This window comes from Mammaliicoccus vitulinus, assembly GCF_029024305.1.
Taxonomy (GTDB): Bacteria; Bacillota; Bacilli; order Staphylococcales; family Staphylococcaceae; genus Mammaliicoccus; species Mammaliicoccus vitulinus.
Map to the genome: position 1 here is coordinate 1,912,647 of NZ_CP118974.1, position 21,416 is coordinate 1,934,062.

The window sequence follows — 21,416 nt, forward strand, 5'->3', positions numbered from 1 at the left end:
TTTGTCGACAGCTTATATCTTCTTTATTTACTCATTTGTTTTTTTATTGTTACGAACTGATGTTATCCAACCTATTACAACTAACAATAATAATACACTCCAGAATATGGATTGCCATAATATACCGTGTGGGAATTCATGTGGCAATACGCCAATTTCATCATGTGCTAGGACGATAACGAATAATTTGATACCTACCCAACCTACAATAGCAAATGCTGCTGCTTCTAGATTTGGATATTTATTTAATAATTCAACAAAGTAAGTTGCTGCGAATCTCATAATGATTACACCAATCATACCACCTACGAACATAACAGAAAATTGACCTGCGTCCATTCCACCAAAGTGAACGCCTACTGCTGGTAATGTAACAGCTATTGCAAAAGCCGCTAACATTGAATCGATCGCAAATGCTATATCTGCAAATTCGACTTTTAATACAGTCATCCAGAAATCCTTTTTCAATTTATGATGACCTTCTTCATCTGTAGGGTATTCAGAATCTGAAAATTCTTCTTTTCCTTCGATATCATCTGGTGTCTCAATTGGCTTGTCTTTATGTTTCTTGAAGTCTATTAAATTTTTAACAGACATATAAATTAAGTATAATGCTCCTGCTGCTTGTATTGGCCAGAAGTTAGCTAAGAAACTAATTAAGAACAGTGACATGAAACGGAACACGAAAGCACCTAATAAACCATAGAAAAGTGCTTTTTTCCTTAAATCTTCTGGTAAATGTTTAACCATTACCGCCATTACAACAGCATTATCTGCTGCTAATAGTCCTTCTAGAAAAATCAATACGATTAATACCCAACCGTAACTTAAAAATAAACTCGGATCCATCTTTTTCACTCTCCATTTTCTTCTAATAAAAAACAAAAGAGACCATGCCTAATTAAAGGCAAAGGTCTCACTTAACATTTATAATATGTCCATATTACCGGAAGCTTCCACTTCGTAATGACGATAATATGCTAGAATTTTTAAGTTCTCAAGTTACTCCCCTTCGACAAAGTCGTAGGTCTATTTAGTTGTATTTTGTTATTATACAATGTTTTGTGAATTATAACAAACTATATAATTTGATTTCTGGGAATTTATCTTCAAACCATCTCGTTGCAAATTCATTTTCAAACAAGAACACATATTCGTCATAGCGATCTTTCACTAAAATAGATCTGCTTGAATTCATATTGTCCGTTATCTCTTTTTCATTTTCAATCCATCTTGCTATTTTCTTGCCGACTTGTTCCATTACAACATCAACGTTATATTCATTTTTCATACGATGTTCAAATACTTCAAATTGTAATTGTCCTACAGCTCCAAGTAAAATTTGATTAGTATGAAGTGTTCTATAAAGTTGTATAGCACCTTCTTGAACTAATTGTTCAATTCCTTTATGGAAGTGTTTTTGCTTCATCACGTTTTTAGCGCTAACTTTCATAAATATTTCAGGTGTAAACTGTGGTAATGTTTCGAAATGGAATTTTTGATTACCTCCAACAAGTGTATCGCCTATTTGATAGTTTCCTGTATCATATAAACCGATAATATCACCACTTACTGCATGATTGACCGTTTGAGTGTCATCAGCCATAAATGTAGTTGAACGCGTAATCTTTTGCTTTTTCTTATTTCTTTGAAGGGTCACATCCATACCTCTTTCAAATGCACCACTTACAATCCTCATAAACGCAATTCTATCTCTATGTCTTGGATCCATATTTGCTTGTATCTTAAAGATAAATCCAGAGAAATCTTGATCAAATGGATCAACAACGTCTCCTTCTTCTGTTTTACGACCACTTGGCATTGGCGCATAATCTACATATGCATTCAAAAAGTTTTGAACACCGAAGTTCGCTAAAGCTGATCCAAAGAATACTGGTGTAAGTTCTCCAGCTAATAACATTTCTTCATCAAATTGCTCTCCAACTTCATCAACCAACATTAATTCATCAATTGCTTGTTCAAACTGTGAGTCATTTTTGATTGGGTGATCTTCTTCTAGTTCGTAATCTTCATTTAAATGCAAAATATTTTCTTCGTCTCTAAATGGTTCAATCGTCTTTTCCGCTCTATCAATTATGCCGAAAAAGTTTTGTCCCATTCCAACTGGCCAGTTCATCGGGTAAGTTTCTATTTCTAAAGTTTTTTCAATCTCTTCTAATAATTCAAAAGGCTCTTTACCCATACGGTCTAATTTATTAATAAACGTAAAGATAGGTATACCTCTCATTTTACACACTTTAAATAACTTTAATGTTTGTGGCTCTATCCCTTTCGCACAGTCAATCACCATAACTGCACTATCGACAGCCATTAACGTTCTATAAGTATCTTCAGAGAAATCTTCATGTCCTGGTGTATCTAAAATATTAATATTATAGTTATCATAATCAAATTGCATAACTGAACTTGTTACAGAAATACCACGTTCTTGTTCCACTTTCATCCAGTCACTTGTTGCAAATTTTCCACTTTTCTTCCCTTTTACAGTACCAGCTTGTCTAATTGCTCCACCAAAAAGTAATAACTTCTCAGTTAAAGTTGTTTTACCGGCATCTGGATGGGATATTATCGCAAATGTTTTTCTACTCTCTACTTCTTGTTTAATCGTCACGATTCATTTCTCCTTATAATTCGGATGTCCATTGGCTTATTCTATTCGCTAATTCATTCGCTTCGTCTTCATCAAGTACATTAAATAAATGCAAATACAAATGTTCAATTAAAGATTCTCCGTATAAATCATAATCTACTTCTATAGACCAAAATAAATCCGGAATAGAAATCACAAAATATTCTTCTTTTTTATTTTCATATATAAAAACTTTACAGTTTAAGTTTTGCGAATGATTTTCTCTAATCTTCACTTGGCTTTCCTCCGTATTTTTCATATGCCGCCTCTAGACCAATTAAATCGTCTCTGTGAGGCACTTTTATATGACCAGGCATAATTTGATAAGGTTCTCTACCTTTTGAAGCAAGTACAACCGTATCACCTGGTTCAGAAATTTCAATTGCATGTTTAATGCCTTCTGCTCTATCTTCAAATTCTACATAATTATTGTGTGTCGCTCCTTTAGCTAATTCTGCTGTTAACATTTTCGGGTCATCATTTGCAGGATTATCTGGTGTAAATATGACATAATCCGCTCGACAACTTATTTTACCCATTTCTGGCGTTTTTGTTAAGTCTCTTTCGCCAGCCATGCCAACTAAAAATATAAGTTTTTGTTTAACGAATGGTTTAACAGCATCAATTAATTTATCCATACCATCTGGTGTATGGGCATAATCGATAATTAAATCAATCGGAAGATTTCTGTCTAACACTTCTAAACGGCCTTCAACAGCCGGCATATTTATTACAGCTTTCGTAATATCGTCTAATTCATATCCTTGAACCCATAAACCTAAAATACTTGCTAGTAAATTAAGTACATTAAATTTACCTAAATAAGGTGAATGTACTTCATATTCTCCAAAAGATGTTACAAGGGTAAATTCTACGCCTCTAATAGATTCACGAATATTTTTAGCCATGAAATCTGCTTCATTATCAATACCATATGTAAAAATTTCAAATGGCGTCACTGGTATTAATTCTTTAGAGAATTTATCGTCTGCATTTAGTATAACAAATTTATCTTTTCTATAATCTTGTCCTAATTGACTAAATAATAATGATTTAGCATATCCATAAGCTTCCATAGTACCATGAAAATCTAAATGATCTTGCGTTAAATTAGAAAAAATTGCGATATCAAACTCTAAACCTCTTAATCTACCTATGACTAAGCCATGACTTGAAACTTCAAATGTCATACTTTTACATTCTTGGTTTACAGCTTCTACTATATGCTTAGTTAAAGTAACCGTTTCTGGTGTCGTGTTCACACCTTTAGTAACTTTCTCATTAACTTGAAATCCATTTGTGCCTAAATAAGCACTTCCTTTTCCTAGACCTCTCGTTAAATGGTGAATCATAGTAGCGATAGTCGTTTTACCATTTGTTCCAGTCACGCCAATCGTTGTTAATTTTTGACTTGGAAAATCGTACAATACATGACTGAACATACTCGCTACTTTCAATGTATCTTTAACAACTATTAACAATACATTGTCAGTAAGTTCTAAATACTTCTCACTTACTACAACTGTACAACCTTGCTCAACAACATTCGGTATAAATTTATGGCTATCAACTGTATATCCTTGAGAAGCAACAAAGATAGAGCCTTCAGATGCATGTCTTGAATCTGTCGTAATGTCTACTACTTCTTGATCTACATTACCATAAGTTTTTTTTATTTTAATTTTATTTAATAACGTCTTAACGTTCATCGTTATTTCTCCTTTATTTTCAATAGGTTTATTATACACTTTCTTATTATGATTTTATAGCTTTGACTACATGTATAAACAAATGTAGGATGTTAAGAGGCTCTGAAGTTTTCGATATTTATATAAATTGGATTATTTATTTCCTTCATTTTATTATTAATTATAAATATAACGGGTATGTATACATAAAGGAAAGATGAATTTCTTCATATGAGCCTATTACCTCTATTTAAAAGTGACAATTTGCCGATGTTTATTGACATTTTTATTGATAACAGAATAGAATTCATTCATAATAACAAAAATATTATGGGACATTATAAAGAATCATCAAATAGATTCTAATATTCCGACATAAACAGTTATAAAAATATTAATTACAACATTGAAATAGTTTAAAGATTTTATATGTTTTTTGTAATGATATGCGATATCTTTTCACAAAACAGGGAAAATGCGTTAAACTATCATAGAATTTAAATACAAATACGGAGTGTGGCTAATGGTTTCTCAAAACAAAAAATTATTGATTATTACTGGTTCTTTCGGTAACGGTCACTTACAAGTAACTAATAGTATTGTGAAACAATTTGGTGAAATGAATTTAAATCATTTGACTGTAATAGAGCATGATTTGTTTTTGGAAGCACACCCTATTATGACTTCAATTGCGAAACAGTGGTATATAAACAGCTTTAAATACTTTAGAAATATGTATAAATTTTTCTACTATAGTAGACCAGAACAAATTGATAAATGTATCTATAAGTACTATGGACTGAATAAATTATTAAATTTACTTATAAAAGAAAAGCCAGACTTAATACTGCTAACTTTCCCAACACCGGTTGTGTCTGTATTAACAGAACAGTTTAATTTAAATATACCAATTGCTACAGTTATGACAGACTATCGTTTACACAAGAACTGGGTAACTCCACACTCAAATCGTTATTATGTCGCGACTAAAGATTTAAAAAATGAGATGCAATCGATTGGAATTGAACGTGAAGATATAAAAGTAACAGGTATTCCAATTTCAAAACAGTTCGAAGAGCCACTTGATCGATATCATTGGTTGAGTAAACACAAATTAGATCCCGATAAAAAGGTTATTCTAATGTCTGCAGGTGCGTTTGGTGTGTCTACTGGCTTCTCTACTATGATTAGTCAAATTGATATGCACGCTAAAGATGCTCAAGTTGTTATGATTTGTGGTAACAGTAAATCATTAAAAAATGAACTGAGAGAACATTTCAAAGATAATAAGAACGTCTTAATTCTCGGCTACACTAAACATATGAATGAGTGGATGGCTTCAAGTCAACTTATGATCACTAAGCCAGGTGGTATTACGATTTCAGAAGCGTTTTCTAGACACTTACCACTTATATTCTTAAATCCTGCTCCAGGACAAGAATTGGAAAATGCCAATTATTTCGAACATAAAGGGTATGGAAAAATAGCAAATTCGCCAGAAGAAGCAACTAAAATGGTTATTTCACTTACTAATCAACCGAATAAGTTAAAACAAATGACACATCTATTAGAAGAAAATTATATTGAAAAATCAACAGAAAATATATGTAACGATTTACTATCATTATTAAGTGACTCACTTTCATATAATGAAGTTTACGGAAAGGTTCCTATGTATGCGAAATACTTCATCAGGTAAGACATTTTATAAAAAAGATTTTTGGATAATGCTAGTCATTTTATTTATGATGGAATTTGCTAGAGGTATGTACATCTTAAGCTATTTACCTATTTTACCAACAACCGCTTCTAAAGTGACTGTTGGTATTACTTCGTTAGCAATATCATTACATTTCATAAGTGATGCATTGACAAACTTTGTTATTGGCTTTCTTCTAAAAAGATTCGGTCCAACGATTATTTTAACTTGTGGCTTTATATTAGCTTTTTCTAGTTTAGCGTTAATTATATTTATACCATCACCAGTAATATTCATTATAAGTGCTATCTTATTAGGTATTGCTGTAAGTCCTATTTGGGTCATTATGCTTTCAAGCGTAGATGAAGCATCTCGAGGCAAACAGATGGGATATGTTTATTTTAGTTGGTTAGTCGGCATGCTTTCAGGTATGATCTTTATGAACTTACTATTTAAACTACACCCAACCCGATTTACATTTATGATGGCTCTTTGCGTATTAGTTGCTTGGATTTTATTCTATTTTGTTAAAGTTCAATTAACGAACTATGAAAGTAAGTCTGTAAAAAAACAATTCAAGGAAATTATTCAAGTAACGAAACGTCATTTACTATTATTCCCAGGTATATTTTTACAAGGATCCGCAATTGGTATGCTTGTACCTATACTACCTACATATGCCACTAAACATATGGGTGTAACAACGTTAGAATACACGTTGATACTCATTGTCGGTGGTATAGGCTGTACAGTATCCATGCTGTTCTTTTCAAAGCTAATGGATAAGCACTCTAAAACATTTACACACGTCATTATTTTTGTCGGATTTTTAGCGTATAGTTCATTTATATTTGGACTAACATTATTAACACAATTATTTATCGTGCTGTTGATTGCTTTACTTATCGGTACAATATATGGATTACTCTTACCAGCTTGGAATACGTTTATGGCAGGTCATATTCATAATAGAGTACAAGAAGAAACATGGGGCGTATTTAATAGTGTTCAAGGCTTTGGTACTATGATTGGTCCCGTTTTAGGCGGTATTATTTCTGAAGTATTTAGAGACGTTTATTATACAATATATGCATCTAGTTTAATGTTTTTATTCTTAGCTTTATTCTATGGTACATTCTTTATTATTAATTATAAAAAGAAAAACTCAATATAAACTAGTCCGGAGTCTCGGACATCAATAAAGATCTCTTCATTAGGGTAATCCTAATGAAGAGATCTTTTTTAAATCTTACGATTTTGAAAGTGCATGCTTGCCTTATGAATATGGTTCGAGCCTGTAGTCTCTCTCGCATACTATTCCCCCGGCGTCAGCACTTTGCAAAATCGTGGAGAATATTATAGAGATTTTTGCTATTTATCATGTGGAGTCTGACTTGATAATTTCAACAGCTCTATTTATCATGTGAGCCCTGACTTGATAAATTCAACGGCTCTATTTATCATGTTGAGCCTGACTTGATAATTTCACAGGTTCTATTACTTTTTAAAGTATTCTAATATGCTGATTTTTGTATTATTGTTCTTCATTGAAGATGCTTTATCCGATAGTATAAGAATGATGTGGTTATCTCAACATCATTTTCTACATAAAAAAAACATGAAATTATATGAGTATATAATTTCATGCTTCATCATTAACTTAACCTAACGTATATGATGCTTCTTCTGACCATGTTTCGTCATCATTTTGTTTCATTAATTTAATCGTGTCAATTGTTTCTGAATGTTCTATGCCAGCCATTTTCACTTGTCCATAGATATCCTCAAATTCTTGACTTGATAAACCTTGAGCTATTGTAAAGTGTGGAACAAATGGATGTGTACTTTCACCATAAAATTCTCCACTATTAAATTTACTATACAAAGATTCTAATGCATCAGTTTTAGTAACTTTAAAATAAATTACATTTTTAGTTGGTACAAAGCTTGAAGCTTTTGACACTTGAATATCAACTGGTTCAAATTCTTTTGCTGTTTTCTCTAGTTTAGATTTAACCTCATCTAATTTACCATCTTCAATTTCAAATTTCTCTTTGATAGTAATATGTGGTGCAATTAATGCATAGTGTTTGTCATATCTTTTACGATAAGCATTCACTGCTTCTTGGAATGGTTTAGATGGAATAAGTACGATACCTAATTTCATAATGACACTTCCTCCTTTGTTTTTCTTCATTATTATTATATCAAATTTTTCTGATTTTGATGACTTAAAAAGTAACTTAACATATTTCCTAGTTCAGGTTTCCATGTTTTCCATGTATGTCCCCCATCTAGTTCTTCATAATTATAAGTTATATTTGATTGTTTAACACTTTCACTAAAGGCTCTATTAGGTGTTAAGAAGTCTGCCATATCACCGCTAATCAATTTAAATGAATCTTCTTCTTTACCAATATAATGTTTAATTGTTAATAGATCTTTAGCTGAACAATTTTGAAACTTTTCCGTTACCGTATCATTTACTAATGGACTAAATAATCCAACTTGACTAAAATGATGTGGATATTCTAGAGCAGTTACTAAAGCTATACTCGCTGCAAGACTATCACCTAATAATATTCTTGCATTTCCTACTTTTAAAGTTGAGAATGTTTTATCAATATAAGGACATAACTCTTTCACAACAAATTGTGACATTTCCTTTCGATGTTCTCCATCAGGATGGAACTCTTTTCTTCTAAGTTCAACATCTTCATAGTGAACACCTACAATGATTGACCTTTCGACTTTATCCGCAGTTCTCAACTTTTCATATTCTCGATGAATTTGACCGAATTGGAAGAAGTCTCTACCATCAAATGTAATCACAACATGATGTTTGTATAGATCTGTGTAGTCTTTAGGTAAGTAAATTGAGATTGTCACTTCCCTTCTCAAAAATTTACTTTCAAGTTTGATTTGGTCAACTAGACCTATTTTTTTATCCATAAAAAACGCTCCCAACTGTACATATAAGTATATTGTACAGTAGAGAGCGCATATTTGAAAGCGTTTGATATTGTTAATTACTTATCTTTTAAGTCAAATTCTTTTAGACGTTCCGGATAATCTTCGTGCCAGAATTTAGCATTAGGCACTTCATCCGGAGCTGGTTTGTATATTGCATATTTACCAGAACCTTTTTGTTTTTTCTGGATTTCAAAGTCACGTAACGCTCTTAAAGCTGGCTTGTGAAGTATCCATATAGCAATAATATTTAACCATGCCATCATACCTACACCTAAATCACCCATTGCCCAAGCTACGTCCGCTGTTTTTACACATCCGTAAACTGTTGCACCTATCAAGACGAGCCGTACTACAATTATCCATATTTTTTGCTTATCTGAAGGTATAATATAACTCACATTGGTTTCTGCAATATAGTAATATGCCAATATTGTTGTAAAGGCAAAGAAGAATAGCGCAAGTGCAATAAAGTAAGAACCGAATCCTGAGTATGCAGGATCAAATGTATAATCTTCACCTGCAAATGCCTTATCGATACCTGCTTGCGCGTACATCGCAGTACCCGTAACATCTTTACTTCCATCTGGAGCTTTTACATATATTCCATTATCGTGCATTAAATGCGGAGTACCATCTTTGTTAGTTGTTCCATCTGTTGTGTTAAATGTACCAGACATTAAAATCATTAATGCTGTTGCTGTACATACTAAAAGTGTATCAACATAAACAGAAAAAGCTTGTACAAGTCCTTGTTTAGCTGGATGTGATACTTCTGCAGCTGCAGCAGCATGTGGTCCAGTACCTTGACCTGCTTCATTTGAATAAAGTCCACGTTTAACACCAATTTCAATCATAGCACCAAATATACCACCGAAAGCAGCTTCAGCACCAAATGCTGATTTGAAAATCATTGCGATTAATCCTGGAACTTCACCAATATTTAAAACAATAATAACAACTGCTAATCCTATGTATACAATGGCCATAAATGGAACAACGGCAGTTGCAACATTTGCAATCGTTTTAATACCACCGAAAATAATTAAAGCTAGTAAGGCACCTAAAAAGATTGCAATAATCCAAGGATTTAAACCAAAAGCATTCTTCATAGATGAAGCGATAGCATTTGATTGTACCCCTGGTAATAATAAACCGACCGATAGCACTGTAACAAGTGCAAAGACGATACCGTATATTCTACCAGCCTTACCTTTAATACCTGATTCTATATAATAAGCTGGCCCCCCACGATATTGGCCGTTAATTTCTCTTTTATATATCTGACCGAGTGTTGATTCAATAAAAGCTGAACTTGCCCCTAGAAACGCTGTAGCCCACATCCAAAATACTGCACCCGGACCACCGATGAAGATTGCTGTTGAAACACCGACGATATTACCCGTACCAACACGACCTGCTAATGATACAGCTATCGCTTGGAAAGAAGAAATACCAGTTGGTGATTTTTCCCCATGAAACATTAATCTTATCATTTCTTTAAAATGTCTAACTTGGAAGAACCTCATCATAATTGAAAATAAAACACCTGTTAATAATAAACCATATACCAATGCTTTACTCCATACGATTTCATTTGCAAAGCTAACAATAGACTCCATAATTCATCTCCCCTTTGTTGTAAGCCTTAAGATAATCCCATGTTCAGAAAATTTCGAAATTATCTTGTTATGATTATACCATGTATAAATACACAATCAATCATTTTTTTAGGCAAGAATTGCATTTTATTGTAAGCGCTTACTACATTGTCAAAAAGCTTTTTTACAATAATATACCAAATATCTACGTCAATATTATATTCATAATTAATTAATAATTATTCTAATCCGTACAACTTAAAAAATGGTGAAAAACAAATACATGTTTTTATTTTTTCGAAAGACTATTTATCATTGTTAAATCTGTATTTTCGCTTATAATATAAAAGTATGAGAAAGTTTAATGAGGAGGACTACTATTGTTAAATAAAGCTTGGTTTCGCACTGGAATTGCAATTCTCCTAACATTTTTAATTATAAAAGTATTCATGGAAATAAACGAAATATTTTATCCGGTTGTCATCATCGTAAAATCAATTTTACTTCCATTATTATTAGGTGGATTCTTGTTTTATATTTGTTTACCTTTTCAGAAAATGTTAGAAAAAAGAAAAATACCAAGATGGGGTAGCATTTCGATTATACTACTTGCATTAACGCTTATCGTTATTCTATTTATATCGATCATTGTGCCAGTATTAACAGATCAAATTAATAACTTGATTAAAAACATCCCTTATATTCAACGCGAAATACAACAAGTCGTTGATTACGCACTACAACAAAGAGATAGATTGCCAGAAAATATATCTCAAAAAATTAATGATTCAATTGAAAGTATTAGTGGCATTGTTACTAACATGCTCACAAATTTATTCAGTTATATTTCTTCAATTGTTTCGACTATGTTCTTATTAATCTTAGTACCATTTTTCTTAATATATATGTTAAAAGATCATGAAAGATTCATACCATTTATCGCAAAACCATTTAAAGGACGTTCAAAATGGTTCGTAGTAAACTTAAGTAAAGACATTAACCAAACATTACAATCATACATTCAAGGACAAGTTACTGTCAGCGTCATTCTAGGCGTATTATTATACTTAGGCTATACATTTGTAGATTTAGATTATGCATTGTTATTAGCACTATTAGCTTTAATCACAAACATGATTCCATTTTTAGGACCATGGTTAGCTTTTATACCAGCAGCTACTATCGCACTTATACAAGATCCAATGATGCTCGTATGGGTCAGTATCATTACACTCATATGTCAACAACTTGAAGGTAATGTCATCACGCCTAACATTATGGGTAAATCGCTCAACATACACCCACTTACAATTATCACTGTTATACTAGCAGCCGGTAATTTAGGCGGATTCGTCGCTATCTTAATAGCTGTACCAACGTATGCAGTTCTTAAGACAATTGTAAGAAATGTGTATACACATAGACAATCAATCAGTTCAAGTGCAAGTAGAACAGTAGAAGATGATCCAATTCTAGATAATGATTTAAAATAAAAAACTGAAACCAATTATAGTTTCAGTCAGACTGCCAACAAAGTCACTTAAAGTGAACTTGTTGGCAGTCTTTTTTTGTGCACACTTTCTTCTATTGGATACCTCTATACTTGTTTTTATGCAATACAAAAAAGAGTAATCCCATTAGGACTACTCTTTTCTCTATTCATTGATGTCCAACTTAACGGCTTGGACTCTCCTACTTTTATAAACATATAGTATTATAACTTCCAAAAAACGTCAACTATTTTGTAAAATATTCCCATAAAAAAATCCATTCATACGATTACTTATTTCTAGATTCAAAGTCAATGATTACGAAATCAAGGCTTTGCTCTATTTAAGCTCGTTCTGAATGGATTTTATATTTTTAGTTTGTATTATCTTACGACGTGGTATCCTGAGTCTACGTGGATATTTTCGCCTGTAACACCACTAGAGTAATCACTTAGTAAGTAAGCTGCTGTTTTACCTACTTCAATAATATCTACATTACGTTTTAATGGTGCGCGTTCTTCTATTTCTTTAAGTATTGCATTAAATCCGCCTACACCTTTGGCACTTAATGTACGTATTGGTCCAGCTGAGATTGCATTCACTCTAATATTATCTTCACCTAAATCACGCGCTAAATATTTTACGTTTGCTTCTAAACTTGCTTTAGCTACGCCCATTACATTGTAATTAGGTACTGCATATTCTCCACCTAAATAAGTAGTTGCTACAATACTTCCACCTTCAGGCATTAATTTTTTAGCTTCTCTAGCTACAATTGTTAAAGAGAATGAGCTGATATCTTGAGCTAATAAGAATCCTTCGCGAGATGTATCTATAAATCTACCTCTTAAGTCTTCCATATTTGCAAAAGCGATTGAATGATAAACACCATCTATATGACCAAATTTTTCACCAATTTGTTCAAATGCATTTATAACGTGATCATCTTGTTGAACGTCACACTCATAAATATGTTTACCATTTTGATTTTTTAGTTCTTCAAATAATTTTTCAAGTTGATTTTTACTGCGTTCTTTTCTATATGTGAATACTAAGTTAGCGCCTAATTCGTCTAACACTTTAGCAACACCAAAGCCGATACTTCTTTTGTTTGCGATTCCCATAATTACATATGTTTTACCTTCTAAATTAAACATTGATTATACTCCTTTAATATGTATATTCTTCATAACATTCACTCGTTATGATACCACTGGTCAGACCACCTGACAAGCGTTATACTTTTATTTTAAAATTCAAAAAAAGTAAAAATGAGGATTATTTGTGTACCTCATTTTTACTAAATTTATTATATAAATTCCATATCTTGTTTTAATTCTGAAACGTATTCTTTAGAACCCGTTACAATTAATTTATCGCCGTATTGCAGTTCTGTATCACCATGAGGTACGATTGAATCTTTTCCTCTAATGATACGAACAAAGATAACATCTCCAGCAAATGGGAATGATCTAAGCAACACATTGTGATAGCTATGATTTTTCATTTCTATTTCATATAATGATGTCTCTACATTACTTAATAAGTTCAACATGTTCGGTGATTCAATTAAACCTTTAAGCAATATTTTATTACTTAAGAAACTACTAAAGAATTCAATGTTTTTACCTTCAAATTCTATATCTTCAGAACCATTTTCTTGTTTACAAATGATTCGTTTTACGCCATGTTTATGAGCCATTAAAGCGACTTTTTTATTAATACTGTCGTCATTTGCAGAACATACAATAATGTTTGAATCGAATAGTCCTAATTCCACCAATTCTTCTTCAATATAATCATCTAATTCATATGTTTTAATACTTTGATCTAATTTTCTATTATCTGACAAATCTTTTCTAAAGAACATAGTCGTTTGATATATATGTGAATGTATACTTTGAGCAACTGGTATCGATAATTGGTTTTTACCGATAAAGCTTACTTTAACAATCATCTTCGTTTCTTCAGGCATTGGGAACATTTTCTTAAATACTACAGGAACAAAGACGCACGTTATGACTGCACTCAAAATGAGAATCCCTGATATTTCCGGACTAATTGTTCCGAGTTGTTCAGCAATTTTAGCTGCTGCAATGACTAATGATAACGTTGATGTTAATAAAAATGCTGATGAAATAGTTGTTTTCTTATCATACCATTTGCCGATATAGGCAACAGGAATAAGTTTAGAAATTAAAAATGCAATAAACAGTAATGGTATGATAATAAGTAATTCTGGTTCTTTAACAAGTGATGGTATATCGAGGTTTACACCAACCATAATGAAGAATATTGGTATAAAGAAACCATATCCAAATGAATCTAGCTTTTCAACCATATCTTGGTCAGGTCCTAATAGTGAAACGATCACACCTGCAAGGAATGCACCAAGAATATTCTCTGCCCCAACACCTTCAGCTAGAGCTACTAATAAAATAATTAAAGCAAATACTGCACGTATACCAATTTGTGTTGTTCCTGATGTTAATTTTTTTAAGAAAGGTGATTTTTTAAATAAACCACCCATTATATAAAATATAAAACTAAATACAATTAATATTCCTATTAACCATAATGGTGAGTCACCTTTTGCGTAAATCGTACCATATACAGTTAATAACAACATTGTAGCCAAGTCAGCTACTACTGCTACTAATAAGATAAATTGACCTATACTAGTATGCATGATGTTCATTTCTTTTAACGTTGGTACAACAACACCTAAACTAATTGTCGAAATAATTATGATCATTAATAATACGTCATCGATTAAACCAGTCCATTTAAATACAAAGGCTAATAAAATTGATAAAATCATAATTGATGAGAAAACGACTGTCATTAAATATAAATTACTTGGTACGTTCCCTTCATCTTCTTTAGAATGTTTTTTCGTTTTAAAAGCATTAAAATCAATTTCTAATCCACTTAAAAACATTAAAAATATAAAACCTAATGTTGATAATATAGATAACCATGCATCTTCTTTTACTAAACCAAATAAAGAATCACCGATAATGATCCCCATTATGATTTCAGCAACGACAACAGGCAAGAAAGAAATTTTAAGTCTATTAACAAGTATAGGCGTTAAAAATGCAGCTATAACAACGATAACAAGAGATGTAAAACTAGAATGCTCCATATTTTTCTCCTTATATTAGATAAGACATAAACGCTGTTGCTAAGCCGAAATATATTAACATACTTACGATGTCGTTGATCGTCGTAATAAACGGTCCACTTGCAACAGCTGGATCAATATTCATTTTATTCATAAACATTGGAATAATTGCGCCCATAAGTGTACCTACTGTCATTGCAACTGTTAAACTAACTGAAACAATTAATGCTAATATAGGTTCACGATAAATCACTACAATTATAATAAATAAACTTACTGCACAACAGAAACCTGTTAACAAACCTGATCCAGATTCACGTAAAGCAAGCTTAAATTTGCTTTGTTCGTTTATTTCACCTGTAGATATATTACGTACAGATACGGCCAAAGATTGTGTTCCTGAATTCCCACTCATACCACTTATAATAGGTATAAATGCTGCTAATAATGCAACTTGTGATAACGTTTCTTCAAACTGACCTAAAATAGATGCAGTTATCATACCTAACACAGTCAAAATTAACAACCATGGTAAACGTTTCATAGCTGTTTGAACTACTGAATCATTTGTAGAGTCGATGTCAGAAACACCGGCTAATTTAGAGTAGTCTTCACTTGCTTCTTCATCCATTACATCTAAAATATCATCGATTGTGATAATACCTAGCAAGTGATCTTGATAATCTATAACAGGTAACGCAATTAAGTCATAGTCACGCATTGTTTGCGCTACATCTTCTTGGTCATCTGCAACGTTAGAACTAATTACACGTTCATTCATAATTTCTTCTATATAAGCATCATTTTCCGCTACGATTAAATCACGAAGTGAGATGACACCAGCTAATTTTTTATTTTCATTAACAACAAAAATGACATATATTGTTTCAGCTTGTGGAGCTTGTTCTTTAACATAGAACATAGCTTCTTTCACAGACATAGTCGAATACACTGAAATAAATTCTGTGGTCATGATACCGCCGGCAGTATCCTCTTCATAATGTAATAATGCTTTTATTTCTCTCGCATCTTCACGATTCATGAGTGTGAGTAAAGTGGCTATTTTGTTTTTTGATAATACATTCAAAATATCAACAGCATTGTCATAAGACATGTCACTTAACATTTGACTAGCATAGTTAGCATTCATATTTTGAAAGATTTCTTCGTATTCTTCATCATCTAATTCAGTCGTTTCAAAGAAGTCCGCAACTTCTTCAGGAGAAAGAAATTGATATATTTTTTGTTTAAGGCCATTGTCACATATTTCAAAGTACTCACCTTGATCATATGTATGCATCGTTAAAAATTCTTCTCGAAATTGGTCTATTTTATCATTCTCTAATAATGCATCAAGCTGCTCTTTATCAAAAGCTTCGTCTTCGATGTATTGTTCATTATTTTCGTTAACCAACTTTGCCACCTCCTCATAAAAATACAATTTATTATAGCATATCTATAGCCGCTAAGTTATAGTGCATTTCATCAATTATATTAATTTTATTCTTTGTTATTGGATGCTCAAATTCTACATTGTAACATTGTAATAATTGATGTCCAATACCTTTTGTTTTATAGCCGTACAAACTATCACCAACTATAGGATGTCCTATATGTGCTAGATGAACTCTAATTTGGTGTGTCCTCCCTGTAAACAATTGCAATTTAAGCATACTATTTTGTGAATCATCACTTAAATATTCATATTCAGTGTGCGCAAATTTACCATCAGGAGATACTTCTCTTTCTATAATAGAATGTTTAGCTCTAGCGATTGGCGCTTCAATTTTTCCATATTTTTGCTTAACAACACCGTGGACAACTGCTAAATAATATTTGTTCACTGTTGTCTCTGATATCATATGATGTAACAATTGGTGCTTTGCAAATATAACAATACCGCTTGTACCTCTATCTAAACGTGTCACAATATGTGGAATTGTCTGTTCTCCATTTTGAATCATATAATATAGAACCGCTTCAACTAAACTATTATGTCGATGTTCTCTTGAAGGTGCCGTATTCATCATCGCTGACTTTGAAACAATTATAAACCACTCATCTTCATATAATATCTTCAAATCCATTTTAACTGGCTCAAGATTAGGACTAGGTGTTTCGTTTGGTAAATAAACTGTTACTTCATCGCCTTCTTGAATGATTTTTCTAACAGTTACATTTTCTTTATTAACTAATAAAGCGCCATTCTGCTTAATGGCGCTTAAACTCTTTCTAGAAATGCCTTTATCATATAAAAATGTTTTTAACACGTTAGACGATGTTGCAATATATTGTAATACTTTCATTTTTTATTCCTCATTAGATATAAATGAATCGTGAACTCTTTTCCAAAATGGAAATGGTCTAAATCTAGCAAATCGAACTTTTTCATTAGCTACCCTATACTGTATAGATTCAATATTTTTATGCTTTACATTCACATGGTCAATTGTAACTTGCAATGTATCATGATTAACAGGATGAATATGGCACACATGATGTTTAGGTAATACTAATGGAGAACCTACAGTTCTAAAGACACGGTTATTTATAGAGGCTATTTCAGCTATTTGCATTGCTTCAAGAGATGGATGTATTAATGCGCCACCCAACGCTTTATTATACGCAGTTGAACCTGAAGGTGTAGAGACACATAATCCGTCTCCTCTAAACCTTTCAAATTGCTCTCCTCTTAATACTAAATCCACAACTAATGTAGCGCCATTATCTGTTTTTATAGTCGCTTCATTTAATGCTAAATATCTTGTTTCATATCCACCTTTTTTATAGCGAATAATCACTTCTAATAATGGATATTCAATCACTTGATATGTTGAATTATTAATTTCTATAATTAATTTTTCAACTTCATGTGGCAACCAATCTGCATAAAAACCTAAATGCCCAGTATGTACACCTACAAAACTAACATCAGCTAGCATGTGACTATATTGGTGAAATGCTTGTAATAAAGTACCATCACCACCAACTGAAATTACGATATCTGGTGATTCTTTATCTTCAATCATATTAAAGTCATTCATATGATTTTTCATCTTATACATTAATGCATTAGATTTTGAATCACCTTTAGATAATATATTATACTTCAAAGCATTCACCCCTTAATCATGTTTATGTTTATTACTCTTCTGTCTTGAATAATATTTCTGAGCTTCTTGAATTTCTTCACGTATTTCTGACATTTCTTCGTCCAATAAGAATGCCGCTTCAGCTGCTCTCTCCAGTCTATTTCTAATTTCAGGAGGATAATCGCCATCATATTTATATCTCAAAGTATGTTCAATAGTTGCCCAGAAATTCATTGCTAAAGTTCTAATTTGTATTTCTGCTAAAATATTTGTTTGACCATGTAATGTTTCAATAGGATAGCTGATGATCACATGGTAAGAACGGTAACCACTTTCTTTAGTATATTCTACGTAATTACGCTCTTCCACTACTTCAAAATCTTGTCGCTGTCTTAATAGCTCAACAACAACATCTATATCATCTACAAACTGACACATCATTCTTAAACCAGCAATATCGTACATTTCTTCTCTTAATCTATCGAAAGGAATATTACGTTGATTTGCTTTATCAATAATACTTGAAATTGGCTTAACACGGCCAGTAACAAACTCAATTGGCGAAGGTTTATCTGAAGATTCATATTGCTTACGTAACCCCTTCAATTTAATCTTTAATTCGTCAATTGCTTGTTTATATGGTGCCAAAAATTCTTCCCATTGATTCATAACCATCACTCCGCTTTGTTTAATTCAAATGCTTCCTCTACAGAAGCCACAAACGCTTTACCATAGTTGTGATTATCTGCAATATTATCTAATAAAAATTCCATTTCTTCTTTAAATGAAGTTAATATCAAATGATCGTTGACGATGATTTCTTTGTCGAAATGTTCATGAATCATTGACCATGTTTCTTCCACAAATAATAAATAATTATAATTTTCACCGTTATCTAGCATATATACAAATGCATGATTATCACTATCTACAATCATATGTTCTGCTGCTTCTAACCCTTCAGTTGACTGATCTGTATAACATTTGATTTGATTATCATTTATCTTAATTTCATTCACATAAATACGCATTGCTGTTCCTCCTTATTCCAATCTATTTTAACACATTTTAATTTAAACATTCATATCATCACGCTATTTTTACATAATTACTTGTTTATACGTAAATCTTCTATAATAATAGTGTAAAAGGAAGTGTAGCAGAAAATGGGACAAGAATTAGAAATTGAATTTAAAAATCTACTCACTATTGATGAATATAATGTAATCAAACAATATTATTTTAAACAAAGTGAGCCATTTAAACAAACAAATCACTATATAGATACACCAAATCACGATATTATTGGCAAAAGAATGGCGCTAAGAATACGTGAGAAGAGCAATCATTATGAAATGACATTAAAAGTTCCGCAAAACATTGGTCTTTTAGAATATAATGAAATAATTGATCAATTACCAGAACAAGGAAGTATTTTAAATAAACAATTTCTTCCAGAAAATATTACTGAAATATTAAACAAACATGATATACCGATTAATGACCTCCATTTACTCGGTGACTTAACGACTTATAGACTTGAAAAAGAAATTGAGTCTGGTTTGTTAGTTTTAGATCACAGTACTTATTTAGGCATTGAAGATTATGAGCTTGAATTTGAGGTAACTGACTATGATAAAGGTGCAGTTGCTTTTAATGAATTGTTAGAAAAAATGAAGATATCAAAAAAGGTACCAGATAATAAAGTTAAACGGTTCTTTGATGCACAACATAGAACAACATGAATTCACTTTCGGTACAAGTCGAAATACTTTTAAAAATTTAAGAACATGTTATATTAATATTATCGATATTGAAATAAGCAAGAAAAGGTGAAATTATGACCCCATACGAAGTAATCGACCCCCAAGATTTATACGACATGATTGATCACTTTTATTATCTTGTAGAAAAAGATAATCGGATTAATCATCTTTTCCCTGGTGACTTTGCAGAGACGAGTCGTAAACAGAAGCAATTCTTAACTCAGTTTTTGGGTGGTCCTGCATTATATACAGAAGAACATGGTCATCCGATGTTACGTCAGCGTCACTTGCCTTTCAGAATTACGGATAAAGAAAGAGATGCTTGGTTAGAAAATATGCACGAAGCAATTACCAGCTCTCAATTAAATAAAGATATACAAGAATATTTATATGAAAGACTCAAGCTAACTGCAAATCACATGGTTAACGCTTAATATAGTTGAAGGTGGATAATATGGCCGAAGAATTAAGATTAATCCATGCTAATGAACAAAATAATATAGATTTAACACCCGTGAGCAAAATTGAAATTTATTCATTTTTCGATCCATTTTGCGAAGATTGTTTCAATCTATCATCAACATTAGCAAAGCTAAAAATTGAATACCAAAAATATGTCAAGGTTCGTCAGATTTTGAACCCATCTCTTAAAGTTTTAACTAAGTGTCAGGCTCAAAGCACATGTGAATTTGATAATGTAGCTTTAGCGTTTAAAGCAGCAGAATTACAAGGACATAACAGAGCAAGTAGATTTTTAAACTTACTTCAGAATGAGATTATTCCTAAAGATAAAATCATCACAACTGAAATCATAAGAAAGTGTGCTTATAAATCAGGAATTGATTTACCAGTCTTTATTAAAGACTTAAAAGAGCAATCACTAACTGAGAGTTTACAAACTGATTTGCATATTGCCCGTGAGATGGATATCAATATGACACCATCACTCGTTTTCTTTAATGAAGACGTACATTCAGAAGGACTAAAAGTAGAAGGTAATTACCCATACCATATATATACCTATATTATTCAAGAACTGATGGGAACAGAAGTTGAAAAGCAACTCCCTCCTAAATTGATAGATTATATACAATCACAAAGCATTATTTCTGAACAAGAAATAGCGACAATATATGAATGGCCAGAAAAAATCGTTAAAAGAGAATTAAAAAAATTACAACTTCAAAATTATATTGAACAACAAGATTCAGTAAATGGCGACTTTTGGAAATTCAAGAAAAGATAAATAATAAAAACAATGAGCTTAGGACATCATGCTCTTCTCAAAATAAATCACCCAATCTGTTGGATTCATTTTCAGATTGGGTGATTT

General features: G+C 31.9%; 20 protein-coding genes. 6 read left to right on the top strand and 14 right to left on the bottom strand.

What is annotated here, in order from left to right; translation table 11 throughout:
• Window positions 1-27: 27 nt before the first annotated feature.
• From PYW35_RS09605 to PYW35_RS09620, 4 genes are all read right to left on the bottom strand, one after another.
• Window positions 28-849 carry a TerC family protein gene (locus PYW35_RS09605; RefSeq protein WP_103323470.1) on the bottom strand — a complete coding sequence of 274 codons (822 nt, stop codon included), beginning with the start codon at window positions 847-849 and terminating at the stop codon, window positions 28-30.
• Between the two features lie 220 nt (window positions 850-1,069).
• The gene (locus PYW35_RS09610; protein WP_103323471.1) at window positions 1,070-2,632 is read right to left on the bottom strand and encodes a peptide chain release factor 3; all 1,563 of its coding nucleotides are present in this window, start codon (window positions 2,630-2,632) and stop codon (window positions 1,070-1,072) included.
• Window positions 2,633-2,645: 13 nt separating this feature from the next.
• The gene (locus tag PYW35_RS09615) at window positions 2,646-2,885 is read right to left on the bottom strand and encodes a YueH family protein (protein WP_016911647.1); all 240 of its coding nucleotides are present in this window, start codon (window positions 2,883-2,885) and stop codon (window positions 2,646-2,648) included.
• Window positions 2,875-4,359, bottom strand: a complete 1,485-nt coding sequence (locus tag PYW35_RS09620) for a UDP-N-acetylmuramoyl-L-alanyl-D-glutamate--L-lysine ligase (protein WP_103323472.1) — start codon at window positions 4,357-4,359, stop codon at window positions 2,875-2,877. Before PYW35_RS09620 ends, PYW35_RS09615 begins: the two co-directional genes overlap by 11 nt.
• Before the next feature lie 502 nt (window positions 4,360-4,861).
• Between PYW35_RS09620 and PYW35_RS09625 the strand changes: the two genes are divergently transcribed.
• Window positions 4,862-6,037 (top strand): diglucosyl diacylglycerol synthase, encoded by a 1,176-nt coding sequence (locus PYW35_RS09625; protein WP_016911649.1) that lies wholly within the window; start codon window positions 4,862-4,864, stop codon window positions 6,035-6,037.
• Window positions 6,015-7,211, top strand: coding sequence for a lipoteichoic acid biosynthesis MFS flippase LtaA (gene ltaA, locus PYW35_RS09630; RefSeq protein ID WP_016911650.1), 1,197 nt, complete (start codon window positions 6,015-6,017; stop codon window positions 7,209-7,211). The genes PYW35_RS09625 and ltaA overlap by 23 nt, the downstream gene beginning before the upstream one ends.
• Before the next feature lie 486 nt (window positions 7,212-7,697).
• On the opposite strand, the gene PYW35_RS09635 is transcribed toward ltaA, so the two are convergent.
• The 3 genes from PYW35_RS09635 to PYW35_RS09645 form a co-directional block, all read right to left on the bottom strand.
• Complete coding sequence (locus PYW35_RS09635; protein ID WP_103323111.1) at window positions 7,698-8,204, bottom strand: YjcG family protein; 507 nt, start codon at window positions 8,202-8,204, stop codon at window positions 7,698-7,700.
• Window positions 8,205-8,239: 35 nt separating this feature from the next.
• Entirely contained in the window at window positions 8,240-8,989 is a 750-nt protein-coding gene (locus tag PYW35_RS09640; RefSeq protein ID WP_016913093.1) for an alpha/beta hydrolase, read from the bottom strand.
• A gap of 77 nt (window positions 8,990-9,066) precedes the next feature.
• Complete coding sequence (locus tag PYW35_RS09645) at window positions 9,067-10,632, bottom strand: alanine/glycine:cation symporter family protein (protein WP_103323110.1); 1,566 nt, start codon at window positions 10,630-10,632, stop codon at window positions 9,067-9,069.
• A 356-nt stretch (window positions 10,633-10,988) separates the two neighbouring features.
• Here PYW35_RS09645 and PYW35_RS09650 point away from each other — a divergent pair, with 356 nt between their 5' ends.
• Window positions 10,989-12,101 carry an AI-2E family transporter gene (locus tag PYW35_RS09650; RefSeq protein ID WP_016913095.1) on the top strand — a complete coding sequence of 371 codons (1,113 nt, stop codon included), beginning with the start codon at window positions 10,989-10,991 and terminating at the stop codon, window positions 12,099-12,101.
• Window positions 12,102-12,481: 380 nt separating this feature from the next.
• Here PYW35_RS09650 and fabI read toward each other — a convergent pair whose 3' ends face one another.
• From fabI to PYW35_RS09685, 7 genes are all read right to left on the bottom strand, one after another.
• Window positions 12,482-13,255 carry an enoyl-ACP reductase FabI gene (gene fabI, locus PYW35_RS09655; RefSeq protein ID WP_016912318.1) on the bottom strand — a complete coding sequence of 258 codons (774 nt, stop codon included), beginning with the start codon at window positions 13,253-13,255 and terminating at the stop codon, window positions 12,482-12,484.
• A 152-nt stretch (window positions 13,256-13,407) separates the two neighbouring features.
• A complete protein-coding gene (locus PYW35_RS09660; protein ID WP_016912319.1) occupies window positions 13,408-15,246 on the bottom strand; it encodes a cation:proton antiporter family protein in 1,839 nt (612 codons plus the stop codon).
• A 10-nt stretch (window positions 15,247-15,256) separates the two neighbouring features.
• On the bottom strand, window positions 15,257-16,639 hold the full coding sequence (gene mgtE, locus PYW35_RS09665) for a magnesium transporter (protein ID WP_016912320.1): 1,383 nt from the start codon (window positions 16,637-16,639) through the stop codon (window positions 15,257-15,259).
• Window positions 16,640-16,670: 31 nt separating this feature from the next.
• Window positions 16,671-17,531 (bottom strand): RluA family pseudouridine synthase, encoded by an 861-nt coding sequence (locus tag PYW35_RS09670; RefSeq protein ID WP_103323109.1) that lies wholly within the window; start codon window positions 17,529-17,531, stop codon window positions 16,671-16,673.
• 3 nt (window positions 17,532-17,534) lie between these two features.
• On the bottom strand, window positions 17,535-18,338 hold the full coding sequence (locus tag PYW35_RS09675) for an NAD kinase (RefSeq protein ID WP_016912322.1): 804 nt from the start codon (window positions 18,336-18,338) through the stop codon (window positions 17,535-17,537).
• Between the two features lie 12 nt (window positions 18,339-18,350).
• On the bottom strand, window positions 18,351-18,986 hold the full coding sequence (gene yjbM / locus PYW35_RS09680) for a GTP diphosphokinase (RefSeq protein ID WP_016912323.1): 636 nt from the start codon (window positions 18,984-18,986) through the stop codon (window positions 18,351-18,353).
• A 5-nt stretch (window positions 18,987-18,991) separates the two neighbouring features.
• Complete coding sequence (locus tag PYW35_RS09685; protein WP_016912324.1) at window positions 18,992-19,348, bottom strand: UPF0738 family protein; 357 nt, start codon at window positions 19,346-19,348, stop codon at window positions 18,992-18,994.
• Between the two features lie 135 nt (window positions 19,349-19,483).
• Here PYW35_RS09685 and PYW35_RS09690 point away from each other — a divergent pair, with 135 nt between their 5' ends.
• From PYW35_RS09690 to PYW35_RS09700, 3 genes are all read left to right on the top strand, one after another.
• Window positions 19,484-20,062, top strand: coding sequence for a CYTH domain-containing protein (locus PYW35_RS09690; RefSeq protein WP_103323108.1), 579 nt, complete (start codon window positions 19,484-19,486; stop codon window positions 20,060-20,062).
• Window positions 20,063-20,157: 95 nt separating this feature from the next.
• Entirely contained in the window at window positions 20,158-20,517 is a 360-nt protein-coding gene (locus PYW35_RS09695; protein ID WP_016912326.1) for a truncated hemoglobin YjbI, read from the top strand.
• A gap of 20 nt (window positions 20,518-20,537) precedes the next feature.
• Window positions 20,538-21,329 (top strand): DsbA family protein, encoded by a 792-nt coding sequence (locus PYW35_RS09700; RefSeq protein WP_103323107.1) that lies wholly within the window; start codon window positions 20,538-20,540, stop codon window positions 21,327-21,329.
• Window positions 21,330-21,416: the final 87 nt, after the last annotated feature.